General features: G+C 57.6%; 15 protein-coding genes and 1 tRNA gene. 8 read left to right on the plus strand and 8 right to left on the minus strand.

The window, feature by feature from the left end:
• Nucleotides 1-116: 116 nt before the first annotated feature.
• Nucleotides 117-755, minus strand: a complete 639-nt coding sequence (locus PG871_RS10635) for a TetR/AcrR family transcriptional regulator (RefSeq protein ID WP_270729206.1) — start codon at nt 753-755, stop codon at nt 117-119.
• Nucleotides 756-878: 123 nt separating this feature from the next.
• Here PG871_RS10635 and PG871_RS10640 point away from each other — a divergent pair, with 123 nt between their 5' ends.
• Entirely contained in the window at nt 879-1,610 is a 732-nt protein-coding gene (locus PG871_RS10640) for a DAPG hydrolase family protein (RefSeq protein ID WP_270729207.1), read from the plus strand.
• 25 nt (nt 1,611-1,635) lie between these two features.
• On the opposite strand, the gene PG871_RS10645 is transcribed toward PG871_RS10640, so the two are convergent.
• Entirely contained in the window at nt 1,636-2,640 is a 1,005-nt protein-coding gene (locus PG871_RS10645) for a hypothetical protein (RefSeq protein ID WP_270729208.1), read from the minus strand.
• Between the two features lie 100 nt (nt 2,641-2,740).
• Here PG871_RS10645 and PG871_RS10650 point away from each other — a divergent pair, with 100 nt between their 5' ends.
• A complete protein-coding gene (locus tag PG871_RS10650; RefSeq protein ID WP_270729209.1) occupies nt 2,741-3,187 on the plus strand; it encodes a hypothetical protein in 447 nt (148 codons plus the stop codon).
• On the opposite strand, the gene PG871_RS10655 is transcribed toward PG871_RS10650, so the two are convergent.
• Nucleotides 3,184-3,858, minus strand: a complete 675-nt coding sequence (locus PG871_RS10655; protein WP_270729210.1) for a TetR/AcrR family transcriptional regulator — start codon at nt 3,856-3,858, stop codon at nt 3,184-3,186. The two genes, PG871_RS10650 and PG871_RS10655, sit on opposite strands and share 4 nt — an antisense overlap.
• Nucleotides 3,859-3,921: 63 nt before the next feature.
• Between PG871_RS10655 and PG871_RS10660 the strand changes: the two genes are divergently transcribed.
• Genes PG871_RS10660 through PG871_RS10675 form a run of 4 tightly spaced genes read left to right on the plus strand, consistent with a single transcriptional unit; the run spans nt 3,922 to nt 7,845 of the window.
• A complete protein-coding gene (locus tag PG871_RS10660) occupies nt 3,922-5,241 on the plus strand; it encodes a flavin-containing monooxygenase (protein WP_270729211.1) in 1,320 nt (439 codons plus the stop codon).
• On the plus strand, nt 5,238-6,155 hold the full coding sequence (locus PG871_RS10665) for a bile acid:sodium symporter family protein (RefSeq protein ID WP_270729212.1): 918 nt from the start codon (nt 5,238-5,240) through the stop codon (nt 6,153-6,155). The genes PG871_RS10660 and PG871_RS10665 overlap by 4 nt, the downstream gene beginning before the upstream one ends.
• The gene (locus tag PG871_RS10670; protein ID WP_270729213.1) at nt 6,152-7,090 is read left to right on the plus strand and encodes an SDR family oxidoreductase; all 939 of its coding nucleotides are present in this window, start codon (nt 6,152-6,154) and stop codon (nt 7,088-7,090) included. The genes PG871_RS10665 and PG871_RS10670 overlap by 4 nt, the downstream gene beginning before the upstream one ends.
• Complete coding sequence (locus PG871_RS10675) at nt 7,087-7,845, plus strand: SDR family NAD(P)-dependent oxidoreductase (protein ID WP_270729214.1); 759 nt, start codon at nt 7,087-7,089, stop codon at nt 7,843-7,845. The genes PG871_RS10670 and PG871_RS10675 overlap by 4 nt, the downstream gene beginning before the upstream one ends.
• A 105-nt stretch (nt 7,846-7,950) precedes the next feature.
• Here PG871_RS10675 and PG871_RS10680 read toward each other — a convergent pair.
• A tRNA-Tyr gene (locus PG871_RS10680) sits at nt 7,951-8,034 on the minus strand.
• A 127-nt stretch (nt 8,035-8,161) separates the two neighbouring features.
• Between PG871_RS10680 and rlmB the strand changes: the two genes are divergently transcribed.
• Entirely contained in the window at nt 8,162-8,950 is a 789-nt protein-coding gene (gene rlmB / locus PG871_RS10685) for a 23S rRNA (guanosine(2251)-2'-O)-methyltransferase RlmB (protein WP_270729216.1), read from the plus strand.
• A 438-nt stretch (nt 8,951-9,388) separates the two neighbouring features.
• Nucleotides 9,389-9,856 (plus strand): CoA-binding protein, encoded by a 468-nt coding sequence (locus PG871_RS10690; protein ID WP_270729218.1) that lies wholly within the window; start codon nt 9,389-9,391, stop codon nt 9,854-9,856.
• On the opposite strand, the gene PG871_RS10695 is transcribed toward PG871_RS10690, so the two are convergent.
• The 4 genes from PG871_RS10695 to hisF all read right to left on the minus strand — a co-directional run bounded on the left by PG871_RS10695 (nt 9,790) and on the right by hisF (nt 13,398).
• Nucleotides 9,790-11,322, minus strand: coding sequence for an ATP-binding protein (locus PG871_RS10695; protein ID WP_270729220.1), 1,533 nt, complete (start codon nt 11,320-11,322; stop codon nt 9,790-9,792). The two genes, PG871_RS10690 and PG871_RS10695, sit on opposite strands and share 67 nt — an antisense overlap.
• Nucleotides 11,323-11,689: 367 nt before the next feature.
• The gene (locus PG871_RS10700; protein ID WP_270729222.1) at nt 11,690-12,223 is read right to left on the minus strand and encodes a hypothetical protein; all 534 of its coding nucleotides are present in this window, start codon (nt 12,221-12,223) and stop codon (nt 11,690-11,692) included.
• A 66-nt stretch (nt 12,224-12,289) separates the two neighbouring features.
• Entirely contained in the window at nt 12,290-12,604 is a 315-nt protein-coding gene (locus PG871_RS10705; protein ID WP_270729224.1) for a phosphoribosyl-ATP diphosphatase, read from the minus strand.
• Complete coding sequence (hisF, locus tag PG871_RS10710; protein WP_270729226.1) at nt 12,601-13,398, minus strand: imidazole glycerol phosphate synthase subunit HisF; 798 nt, start codon at nt 13,396-13,398, stop codon at nt 12,601-12,603. Before hisF ends, PG871_RS10705 begins: the two co-directional genes overlap by 4 nt.
• Between the last annotated feature and the right edge of the window lie 32 nt (nt 13,399-13,430).

A 13,430-nucleotide genomic window follows, 5' to 3' on the forward strand; every position in this document is an offset into this window, starting at 1 on the left:
ACAAGTGTTAGGGGCAGAGCGGGTTGGGCGCAACGGCGCTGGTGCAAAAGGGACCGCTTTCCCGCGTTTTTCCAGATGTGAAGAATGAAAGCCGGTCCGCCTTTTTGTCTAAGCCGTCAGGTTTCGCGGATCAGAAGGGCTATGATGGCGTCTGCGTGGGCGGCTATGGCGTCATGCGAAAGAATGTCGCCGCCTTCAAAACGATTGGTCAACGCGGGCAGGGCCATTGGAAAAGACCCTCCGTGGGTGATCATGAAAAACACTGTGCGCGGAGAGACATCTGCAATGCAGCCTTCCGCAACGGCCTTTGCGATCAGATCGGTCAACCCTGCATAAAAAGGCGCAACAAAATAGTTGTGGATAGCGTCGCCCCGCGCATCATTTTTGTCACCGTCAAACACGATAACCCGACTGACTTGCGGCCATTTTGCGGATGTGTGGACAAAGGCATGGATGATCGCCTTGAGAGCGCCCGTTGCCGAGCCATCGTTTGGCTTTAGAATACGCGCGATATCGCTGGCGAACTGTTCTGACAAGCGTCGCATCGAGGCGTCCCAAAGATCGGCTTTGGAGCCGAAATAATACCGGATCAAAGCAACGTCCGCACCCACGCTTCCGGCAACCTGACTGAGCGACACCCCGTCAAACCCGTCGCGCGCGAATAGGTCTACCGCCGCGTTCAGCAGCGCAGGTTTCAAATCGTCCGATGCTTTGGACGAAGGCCTGCCACGTTTGCGGTTGGGAGTGTCTGTCATTTGCGTCTCCTGTGCTTGCCTCTGCATCGGCCAAAAGAAAGATAGTTTCAAGTTGATGCGGCCAGCACCTAATTTATTCTATGACTATAGAATAATTGATGCAGAAACTTTGAGGACCACACAATGAAGCTCTTTTTTCTGGGCGCGGCCGTTATTGGGCTTGGTATCGCCTACTTCGGAACGCCGCCCTTTTCCGGCACACCAACCCCGGATCACGCCGATGCGTCCGGCTACTCCGATTTCGAAACCGGCGTGAAACGCCATCCCAACGGAATCATCGAAGTCGGCGCCTTGACCCGCATGCCCGGCGTCAGCGCAGAGATGGTACATTGGTGGTTTGCCGACTATTTGCAGACAACCGACCACTACAAGCTCTGGCATCCCAAAGCGCACGTCTGGATGGATTGGGAGAACAAGAAGCCGGGTGAAATCATTGGCGCGAGCCATCTTGTGCATGAATATATTGGCCCAGAATTGCACAAGGCCCGGATTCAATTTGTGCCCGTCGAGGACATCCTCGGGCACCCTCTTGAGAACGATGACGACGTTGCCATCTGCGCCCGTGCCGGCATGCTTGAAGAGCCGCTTAATGCCGTTCGCATGTGTCACATTGTGCGCAACACCGAGTTTGGTGCCGAAATGCGCAGCCGGTTTTGGGTGGGCTTTGTAGCGCAGCGCGACGGCAACGACGAAGTGCCGTCACTCCAAGGCCTGTTGGGCAATACCATGATTGCGCGCCGTTTGTTGGTCTCCCATCAAGACGGGGTTGATCTGATGCAGCATGCCATCGAAGAGATGGGGTATCTGGCGGATTTTCTGCCGGAACTCTACGCCGCGGAAACTGCACAGCAATAACCAGGCAATTGGATACTGGCCGTGCTCAGCGCAGCCAGTATCCGTTGCGTCGCAGGGTGTTGCGGATGACTTGCTCGCGGCGCGGCAGGTGCGCTTGATCAAACAGCGCGCGCGCCTTGTGCCCACGCCCTTGATAGATCATGCGCTTAAATGGGTCGTACTGCTTGAGCACCTTCTTGACTTTGTTGGGTGCCGCAACCTCTTCGAGCGTTTCTACCGCCAGATCGCTTTCGCGCGCATACATCAGCGGGATCAAGCGGTAGTGTGTGCTGACCGTACCATCAAGAAACCCGTCCGGCAGCGCGTCGCGCCCGCCGCCAAGCTCGTGGATCACCAGCGGCAGCACCACTTGATCAAGCCACGGATCCAGGGATTGGCAGGCCAGTTCCTCGGGCGGGTCCGTGCGGATTTGCAGGGCGTATTTTTCAAACCGCGCGCCAAATTCATGCGGGCAGCGGTAATAGAAAAAACCGGCGTTAAAATAGAGATAGCGCCGCCAGTATTCATCCGGTTGGCTCAGATCCAAGGTGCTCTCGAATTCGATGTCGAACTTGTCGTACAGCGATTTCCAGATGGCAGTGTATTGCGGTCCATACAGCGGCGGCTCGGGCCATGTGCCTTCGACTTTGAGAGAGGCCGAGGGACGGTCAAAATCAAACGGCACCTTGCTGATGTCGCCAGTGATCAGCGTGTCGGTGTCAAAAAACACAAACGGCTCGCCAGCGGGCAATTCACGCAAAAGCTCGATTTTGTTGCCATTGGGATAGCTCTCGCCAAAGTGGCGGCTTTCAAACGGCAGGATCTCCGCGTCCATCTGTTTGAGCAGGGCAACAACATCCGGATTGGACATGCGCGGGTCTTTGGTCCAGCGCACGCCGGGCTGAGGTTCAGCCACAAAAACACGCCCTGAAAACGCAGGCGACTTGGCCCGCAGCGAGGCGACAAACAACACGGCTTCATATTGCAGACGGCCGTTTTGCCCGACCACTACGATGTTAAAGGACGCGTTTTTTTGCGCTTTACTTGCCATTTTGCCTGATGCCCTGCACGATCTTTGCAAAGACTATAGGCCGCGAACGCGCCATGCAAAAGGCGGCAAAAGCTGAATTTTTTGAATCGGAGGGATTGATATGAAGATCACGACGACATTTGCCTGCATCGTCGGGTTGGCCGCAAGCACCGCTTTTGCCGACGATCATCGGGTGGCGGAGGATCAAACGCCAACCGGCAACTTCCTGACCGCCACCGAGGTGCGCCCGATCCTTGATGCCACCAAAACCAGCTGGATCGGGGTGCGTGAATTCAACGGACAGGATCTTGTGTATTTCACCCATCTGATGAGCTGGCGCTGCGGACTTTACGAGGTGCACTACTCGATCAACGGCGGGGATCAGGAAGCGTTCTCCATTCCGGAGTGCCCCCCCGACATCGCCAATGCCATGGCCATTCCCGAAGACGCGCAGGTCTATATCAGTCGCGAGCTTGGATCCGTGCAAACTATTGAGGTGAGCATTCTTTACGATGATCTTGGAACGGATGTGGTTTCTTTTGATCGCGCTGCTGTTCTGTTGCCTTAAACACCGCCATCCGCGCTGAGGCTGGCATCCAATCCTGCAGCGCAAAAGCAGACGAGTTCTTCAAACCGCTCCGCCAATGAGGACCGCGCATCGCCAAGCGCCTGCATCCGCCATTCCGTGGTCAGCAGCGCAAGAAGGGCAGATACCGAATAGACGAACCCGGCCGCCGCCGCGCGTTGTGAGGCTGCGGGGTAAAGCCGCACCAACTCATCGACAAACACCTGGGCAGTCGGGTCAAAACAGATCTTGGCCAGATCTTCCCAGCGTGGATCAGCCGACACCATCGCCACGAGACGCGCATAGGCAAACCAACCCGCACCGCCGGTTTCCGCCTTTTCGAGATAGGGCGCAAAAAAGCACTCCACGATGGCATGCACGGTCAAAGGCCCGCGAAAGCGGCGCATCTCGAGCGCATCGATGCGGGCTTGGGACAGATCATTTGCGCGTCGCGCCACAACCCGCCAGAACAGCTCTTCCTTGGAGCCGCCATGATGGGTGACCAAAGCCACCTGCACACCGGCCTCCTGAGCGATCTCGCGCATCGAGGCCGCATCGAATCCATGACGTGAAAACACCAGTTCGGCGGCGTCCAAAACCTTGGAGCGAGTCGCCAGAGCGCGTTGGGAAGGCGCCCTTTTCCGTTGTTTTTCCTGTAAAAAATCCTGCTGCATCGAATTATCTTGCCTTATTTTGTACGTTTGTTCAATTTAAAAATGGGAAGAGGAGAGCAAGACGTGAAGTCACAAACGGAAAAATACGCCCTGATCGGGGCCGGACCGATGGGGTTGGCCACGGCCAAAGTGTTGGCCGAACAGGGGATCGCCTTTCAGGGATTTGAGCTACATTCGGACGTCGGCGGCCTTTGGGACATCGAGGCGCCGAAGTCGACAATGTATGAAAGCGCGCATTTGATCTCGTCCAAGACGATGACCGAATTTGCCGATTTCCCGATGGACGAAGACGTCGCCGAATACCCGTCCCATCGCGAAATGGCCCGCTATTTCCGCGACTTCGCTGACCACTTTGATCTGCGTCGTCATTATCGGTTTGGCGCTGAAGTCACCGAAATCACGCCTGTGGGCGCGGATGGCGAGGGCTGGCGCGTCGCCTGGCGTGACACAGATGGCGCTCATGAGGAAACGTTCGCCGGTGTGATGATCGCCAACGGCACTCTCTCGGAACCCAACATGCCGGACTTTCCCGGTCAGTTTGACGGCGAACTGATCCACGCCAGCCAATACCGCCACCCCGAGCAGTTTGCCGGAAAACGGGTGCTCGTGGTGGGGGCGGGCAACTCGGGCTGTGACATCGCGGTGGACGCGGTGCACCACGGCCAAAGCTGCGATCTGTCGATGCGCCGTGGTTACTACTTTGTGCCAAAATACGTCTTTGGCAAACCCGCGGACACCATGGGCGGCGCGATCAAGCTGCCAATGTGGCTCAAGCGGCCGATCGACAGTTTGATCCTGCGCTGGTTCGTTGGCGATCCGCAAAAATATGGCTTCCCCAAGCCTGACTATAAACTCTACGAAAGCCATCCGGTGGTGAACTCGCTGGTTCTGTACCACGCGGGCCATGGCGATTTGACTATCCAGAGCGATATCAAGGACATCCAAGGCAATACCGTGACCTTCACCGATGGCCGCAGCGCGGATTATGACATGATCCTCGCCGCCACCGGCTACAAGCTGCACTACCCGTTCATCGCGCCCGATTTGCTCAACTGGCAAGGAAGCGCGCCGCATCTTTATCTGAATGCAATGCACCCGACGCGCGACGATGTCTTTGTGCTTGGCATGATCGAGGCGACGGGGCTGGGTTGGCAAGGCCGCCATGAGCAGGCCGAGATGGTGGTGCGCTATGTCAAAGGGCTGCGCAACAATACCGCCTCTGCTCGCACGCTTAAGGCGGAGAAAGCCAAAGGCTTTGAACGCGCCACCGGCGGAATGCAGTATCTCGATCTGGCCCGCATGGCCTACTACGTCGACAAAGCAACCTATCGCGGTGCGGTCACAGGTTGGATCAAAAAACTTGCCGGGGAGGGCACACCATGAACACGACAGCATATGCTGGTTTGGACGAGGTTGTGCTGAACTTCAGCGCCGGGTCTTTGACACTGCTGAACGGCATTCTGGCCGTGGTGATGTTTTCCATCGCCATTGACCTGACGCCCGCCGATTTCAAACGCCTCGCCAAAGCGCCCAAGCCGGTGATCACGGGACTGTTTTCGCAGTTCATCGTGCTGCCGGTTCTGACGTTTTTGCTGGTTGTCTTGGCGCAGCCCCAACCATCCATCGCACTTGGCCTGATCCTTGTGGCGGCCTGTCCGGGGGGGAACATCTCCAACTTCATCACCCATCGCGCCGGAGGCAACGCTGCCTTGTCGGTCAGCATGACGGCCTTCGCCACGGTTGGCGCTATCCTTCTTACACCACTCAATATTGCATTTTACGGCAACCTTTATGCGCCCACCCGAGAAATTTTGCAGGCCACACAGATTGATCCGGTGTCGGTGGCTATCACGGTCGGCTTCATGCTGGTGCTGCCCTTGATCCTTGGCATCACCCTCAACGTGCTGCGCCCCGCACTTACCGCCCGTCTGCGCAAGCCGCTGCAATATCTGTCGATGGCGATCTTTGTGGCCTTCATCCTCGCGGCATTGGGTTCGAACTGGGACTATTTCAAAGGCTTTGCAGGCGCCGTGGCAGCCTTGGTGGTCATTCACAACGCGCTGGCGCTGGGCGGCGGTTTTGTCACTGCAACTCTGGCCAAACTCAGCCCGTTTGACCGCCGCGCCATCACCATTGAAACCGGCATACAGAACTCGGGCCTGGGCCTGATCCTGATCTTTGGCTTCTTTGGCGGGTTGGGCGGCATGGCCGTGGTCGCGGCTTTCTGGGGCATCTGGCACGCGATTTCCGGCATTGCATTGGCCGCAGTCATGAACCGGACGGAGGCCCAACGATGAGCCTTATTCTGATCACTGGCGCCGCCGGTCTGGTCGGGCGGGCCCTGTTGGATGTTCTGGCCGACACCGACCACTCGGTTGTGGCCACCGATCTTGCTGCGCCGCCGGACTTGCCGGTCAATGCCCGATTTGAGCGGATGGATGTGACCACAGATGATCCGGCCCGCGTTATCAAAGATTTCGCGCCGGACGTGATTGTGCACCTCGCTTCCATCGTGACCCCGCCCAAAGGCAGCAGCCGCGATTTTGCCTATGCGGTGGATGTCACCGGCACCCGCAGAGTCATCGACGCAGCACTTGCGGCAGGCACGCGAAGGCTTGTGGTTACAAGCTCGGGCGCGGCTTATGGCTATCATGCTGACAATCCGGTCCCGCTTACTGAGGGCGATCCGGTGCGAGGTAACTCAGAATTCGCCTACGCCCATCACAAACGCCTCGTCGAAGACATGCTCGCCGAGACCCGCGACACCAACCCTGAACTGGAACAGGTGGTTCTGCGGGTTGGCACCGTGTTGGGGCAGGGGACCGACAACCAGATCACAGCGTTGTTTCACAAACCCCGCTTGCTGGCGATTGCCGGATGCGACAGCCCTTTTGTGTTCATCTGGACCAACGACCTCGCCCGCATTCTTGCGCGCGCTGCCACCGATGGGCCTGCAGGCATCTTCAATGTGGCGGGGGACGGGGCCATGGCGATCGATGACCTCGCAAGCGCGCTTGGCAAACCTGTGCTGCGCCTTCCGGCTTGGGCGTTGCAGGCCGCGCTGGGCATCGCGCGTCCGCTTGGTCTCAGCCGTTATGGACCGGAACAGGTGCGGTTTTTGCAATACCGACCGGTTTTGGACAACGCCGCGCTTAGAAACCTTTTTGGCTACACTCCGCAAAAAACCAGCCGCGAAGTATTTGACTATTGGAAAGAGAGCGTGGGCTTATGAAAACCGCTGTAATTTCCGGAGGCGCAGGCGGACTTGGCCAAGCGCTCAGCGCAGCTTTGCAGGCCGAAGGATGGCGCTGCGTTTTGCTGGATCTGGACACGTCGACATTGGTCGAAACCGCCACCCAGATGCCGATTTCATGCGACTTGACGGACGCGGCGCAACTCTCTGATGCAGTTGATAAAACCCTTGCGTCCTCGGCCTCCATTGATCTTGTGATCTATAACGCGGGCATCACCCAAATTGGCGCTTTCTCTGACACGCCGGACGCCACACACCGCAAGGTGTTTGAGGTAAACTACTTTGCCGCCGTGGCCATGGCGCGCGCGTTCCTTGTGCCGCTGCGCAAGGCCAAAGGCACCCACATCGCGATCAGTTCGGTCGCCGGATTTGCGCCGCTTTATCAACGCGCGGCCTATGCCGCATCCAAGCACGCGCTCGAAGGCTTCTTTGGTTCGCTGCGTTCTGAGGAATCTCCGTTTGGCGTCACCACCTTGATCGCGGCCCCGTCATTTGTGGCGACCAATATCGGCAACGATCAACGTCAGACCGACGGCATCGCGCGGCCCGGGTCTGCAGCGGACGGAATTGATTACATGACGCCGCAAAACGCGGCCAAAATCATCCTGAACGGCCTGAAGCGCGACACCCCGATGATCCCCGTAGGTCGCGTTGCACGGCTGTCTTGGCTGATCAACCGCGCCAGCCCGCGCCTGTTTCAACGCCTGATGGAACGTAACATCAAAGGTGGCTGACATCTGTGCAGGCGGAGCCGCTTCGCGTTGAGCTTCAAGCGACTTTGAGTCGCCACAAAACCACGCCCAGTGGCGTTACTTGTGTCTCTGGTTTTGGGGAGAAAGTGGTGGGCGACCCTGGAATCGAACCAGGCGTGCGTCTCCGCGAGGGAGTTACAGTCCCCTGCCACACCTTGCGGCCTGTCGCCCACTTTCTTTGGTCTTGCGACCGTGGTGTGAGGGGCTGATTACTGTGATGCGCTCAGGGCGTCAACAAGAAAATACCTTGCACACGGCGGCTTGGCGGCGCATTGATGCGGCCTCAGCTTTTTAAGGGATGTTGGCCGTGAAAAAACCGAAGTGGGTGGTCGAAAAAGAGCAGGCAAAACGCAAGGCCGCGTCGGAAACCGTGTGGCTTTTTGGTCTGCATGCAGTGCGCGACGCTTTGGCGAATCCCGCCCGTGAAAAACTGCGCCTGATTGTGACACGCAATGCCGCCGACAAGCTGGCCGACGCCATTGCCGAGTCGGGCATGACACCCGAGATGGCAGACCCGCGCAGGTTCACCGCGCCGCTTGATCCGCAGTCTGTGCACCAAGGCGCGGCACTTGAGGTCAAAGCGTTGGAATGGGGCCGTCTGGCGGATCGCGCAATTGCTGATGACGACCGCCCACAACGCCTGCTTTTGCTGGATCGCGTGACCGACCCGCATAACGTTGGCGCCATTTTGCGCTCCGCCGAAGTGTTCGGCGCGCTGGCCGTGATCGGCACCCGCCACCATTCCGCGCCCGAGACCGGCGCGCTGGCCAAAACCGCCAGCGGCGCATTGGAGCGTCAACCATACCTGCGTCTGCGCAACCTCGCGGACGCCATCACCGAATTGCAGAACATGGGCTATCTGGTTTTGGGCTTGGACGGTGAAGCAGAGCAGACCATCGAAACCGCGCTGGAAGGCCGCAAAGACCAACCCATTGCGCTTGTCATGGGGGCCGAAGGGCCGGGGTTGCGGGAAAAAACCAAGGAGACCGTCGATCAACTGGTGAAAATCGACTTTGCCGGTGCCTTTGGCTCGCTAAACGTCTCCAACGCTGCCGCCGTGGCGCTCTATGCGTCGTTGCCGCGCTGATATCATTAGCATCTGAGATTTTAGCAGAGGACCGCGGCGGCCTGTTAGGGTGTGCTGCGGTGCAATATTGCGAAATCTCGCCGATTTGAGGCTCGGCGCTAAGCGGTAAGTTGCCCAAGGAGCAGGCGTGAAAAGGCCGAAGATTGGCAACTGGTCTGACGCGGTCGGTTGATTTAAATCTCTGAAAATAAACAATAAAGTATTAATGAATTCACTAAAATCGAGCTGATTTTTATGACCCAGACGACTGACTTGAGATCTTAGGGGATCACAGCTGCTTGAATGCCTCTTTAATCCGCAGCGCCATACCTTACGTACACTAGTGAGAAACGCAGACATGGAACCCTGTGTTTCGCTTCACTGTCCCTCGTTCCGAACTGGCGCCCAAACATGGTTTGGGCGCTTCTTTTTTGCGCGCACTCAGGCTAGCGTCGCGGCATGACCTATTCTGATACACATCTGAAAACCATCCTGAACCGCACCAAGGTTGTGGCGGTTGTTGGCGTTTCCATGAATCCGGTGCGGCCAAGCTATTATGTGGCGCGCTATCTGTCTCTCAAAGGATATCGCGTGATACCGGTCAACCCAGGGCACGTTGGCAAAATCCTGTTTGGCGAACCGATTGTTGGTGATCTGACAGAGATTGACGCGCCGGTGGATATGGTCGACATCTTCCGCCGCTCCGAGGCAGTGCCGCCGATTGTAGACGCTGCGTTGGAACATTTGCCTCATCTCAAGACCATCTGGATGCAGATCGGCGTCGAGCATGCAGAGGCAACTTCCAAAGCCGAGGCGCAGGGTGTTGATGTTATTCAGAACCGCTGCCCCAAGATCGAATATCAGAGGTTGTTTGGCGAGCTCAGGATGGGCGGGTTTGCGACCGGGGTGATTTCGTCCAAGCTTTGAACGCTTTCAGCGAGTTCCGCTCGTGGCGGAATAAGATTTGACAGAACGTCGGCCAGTTCCTGTTTGCGAAACGGCTTGCCCAAACACGCGATCATGCCAGCACGGATGTAGCTCGCGGTCTGCTCCGGCAGGATATTGGCCGACAGGGCCACAATTGGGGTGTCTGCGTTCAACGCGCCATGCGTTTTGATTAAGGCGCAGGCCTCGATCCCGTCCATTCCAGGCATTTGAATGTCCATCAAGATGACGTCGAATTTGGTGTTTTCGCAACGCTGCACCGCGTCCAACCCGTTTTCGACAGTGACGGGCTCAATGCCCATCGACTGCAAGAACCGCTCAGCGATGATTTGGTTGGTTCGGTTGTCTTCCGCGACCAATATTTGCGCGCCGTCAAACCGCGTCGGGGTCTGCGCTTTCTCGACTTGCTGTTGCGCAAGCGGTGCGTCGGTTTGTGCCGGCGCATTGGCAAGCAGTATCGGAACGGTGAACCAGAAGGTGCTGCCTTGACCCGGTGTGCTGTTCACACCGATTTCACCGCCCTGCAGTTCCACAAGTTCTTTGGAGATAGCCAGACCGAGACCGGTTCCGCCGTAGGTTCGATTGGTTGACTTGGTGGCCTGTTCAAATTTGCGAAACACACGCTTCTGTGCGCTGTCGGTCAGACCGATGCCGCGGTCAATGACTTCGACGCGGATCACGTCGTCCTGTCGCGACATATGTACCGCGACGGCTCCTTTGCCGGAGAATTTTATGGCATTGCTCACCAGATTGCTGACCACCTGCTGCATGCGCGCGGGATCGGCTGAGATCCACTCCGGCAAATCGGGATCCTGAATGTAGTCAAGCGTCAGGCCTTGGGTTTCGGCATCCGCCGTCAAGGCGTGAACAGCTGGCATCGCAAGATCGGCCGGGGTGCAGGTCATCCGCTCAAAGGTCACGCCGCGGGCCGCGATTTTAGAGTAGTCCAATACATCGTTGATCAGCCGCAGCAGCGTGTTGCCGGACCCTTGCCCCATTCGGATCAAGTCGCGCTGATGGGGCGTTAGATCGGTTTCGTTCAGCAATTGCAGAACACCGGAAAGCCCATTCATTGGGGTGCGGATCTCGTGGCTCATGTTGGCCAGAAACTCGGATTTTGCGTGATTGGCGTCTTGGGCTTGGTGTTTGAGCTCTATCAGCTTGGCTTCGGCACGAACCAATTCCCCATTAAACAAAGCCAATCCCCAAATTAACGCACAAATCACCATTGAAAGGCCGCCAGCGGATTCGATGGGCAGGGTGCTGAAGGCCGTAAACAGAAACAAGTTAGCAAAGGTCAGAATTGTCGCTATCCAAGCCGCCCCTGTGCCAAGCACCAGCAGTGCGATCACGGGCGGGCCAATCAGAAACGCCTCGCGTAGCCAGATTCGGCTATCTTCGAAATACATCACCAAGTTGGTATGGGCCGACAATAACACAATGAGCACGAGCCCGGCTGCGGTCGTGCTTCCGGTTTTGTGCAACACACTGGGCACCAGGAAATAGGTAAATGATAGTATAAAGCTAATCACGGCGACGCTTGGCGGTAAGCCGGTGTCCAGTGTTTGCAAATGCAAGTTGTGCAGGACTGCACAAACCCCAATGACAAAGGAGAAGCTGCAAACCAGCCGGTTGCGCGCGCCGGAAAATGTAGATTCCGAAGCCCTTGCCGGCCAAAAATATGGCAGCAGCCGGGATTTTGTTTTTGAAATGAGGCGTCGAGGCATTGGTTCAGGAGTGCTCAAAGTGAGGCTAAAATCGGGTCACCAAACGTCATGCAACACAAACTCTTAACAGCGGATAAAAAACGCAGGGTCAATTGCCTTTGTCGAGAAACACCTGCGCGCGGCTTTTCCAACGATACCGCGTGTCCTCGGCCACAGGTGCCCAAAACAAATGGCCGCCATAGCGCCACGGATCAAGCACAATGCCGCTCTCCATTGGTGCGCCACGCTCGGCGAGGATCACCGTGCTGTGCTCAATCAGCAAATTGTCGGAATTGGCGATTGCCCGGTAAATGCTGAAGGTCTGCAGGTCTTCCTGCCGCAGTCGTGCCTCCAGATCATCGGCCCAATGCCAACACAACCCCCGTGGCCTGCGGCCCTGATTGACCTTGGCGTTGTGGATCAGCGGCGGGTCCGTCACCTGATACTCCGCGCGCAACTGAAGCGAATACGTATAGGACAGGCGGGCCACGGTGTCGGCCTCATCAACCGCCACATAATCGCCCATCGCCACAAGCGCATGCCGCAAACCGTCCACGTCAGGCGTTTGCGCGGCCTTAGGCACAGCGCAGGCCGTCAGGGCAAGCAAGGCATAACAGGCCAACAGTTTGAAAATTCGCGTCATTTCGGTGACCTGTGGATCAAAACACTTCGACTATAGGCGCAGCACGCCACGCGTCAAAGTCACAGTTCAGCTATCGCGCGCGGCCTTTTCGGCAATCCCGCTCAAGCCTTGGCGTCGCGCCAACTCGGCCAACACATCGTCAAGCGCCACGTCGCGGGCCTGCAGCATCACCAGAAGGTGGTAGAGCACATCGGCGGCCTCATAGGTCAGCTTCTCCTGATCCCCTTTGACGGCTTCGATGACAGCCTCAATGGCCTCCTCGCCAAACTTCTCGGCGCATTTTTCCGGCCCCTTAGCCAACAGCTTTGCCGTCCAGCTGCTGTCGGGATCAGCCTTGGCACGGTCAGCAATGGTTGCCGCCAGATCGTTCAGAATACTCATGTCAGCCTCATCGGAATGCCAGCGTCCTGCATGTGCCGCTTGGCCTCTTGCACAGTGAATTCGCCAAAGTGGAAAATTGACGCTGCCAAAACCGCGCTCGCGCCACCCTCGGTCACACCTTCTACAAGATGATCCAACGTGCCAACACCGCCGGAGGCAATCACCGGCACGCTCACTGCGTCGCTAATCGCGCGTGTGAGAGGCAGGTTGAACCCAGCCTTGGTGCCGTCGCGGTCCATCGAAGTCAGCAAGATTTCACCTGCGCCCTTCGCAACCACCAGCTTGGCAAATTCCACGGCGTCAATCGGCTTGCCGTCTTTGTCGAGCGCCTCTTTGCGGCCGCCATGGGTGAAGATGCCCCATTTGTTCGGCACGCCGTTTGCGTCGTGCCCGATGGTCTTGGCGTCAATCGCACAGACAATGCACTGGCTGCCAAACTGTGCGGCGGCTTCGGCGATCACGTCGGGGTTGGCCACAGCGGCGGAATTGAAACTCACCTTGTCAGCCCCCGCCAACAGAAGCTTGCGCACGTCGGCCACGGTGCGCACACCGCCCCCGACTGTGAGGGGCACAAAACACTGCTCGGCGGTACGCCGCACCATGTCGATCATCACACCGCGATTGTCATGCGTGGCGTGAATGTCCAGAAAGCAGATCTCATCCGCGCCAGCCGCATCATAGGCCCGCGCCGCCTCGACCGGATCACCGGCATCGCGCAGGCCAACAAAATTCACGCCTTTCACAACGCGCCCGTCGGCCACGTCCAGGCAAGGGATCACTCGGGTTTTCAGCATCTTGGTCCGCCTTCAAGTCTCGCCAGCGGTTC

This window comes from Shimia sp. Alg240-R146, assembly GCF_947331465.1.
Classification (GTDB): Bacteria; Pseudomonadota; Alphaproteobacteria; order Rhodobacterales; family Rhodobacteraceae; genus Shimia.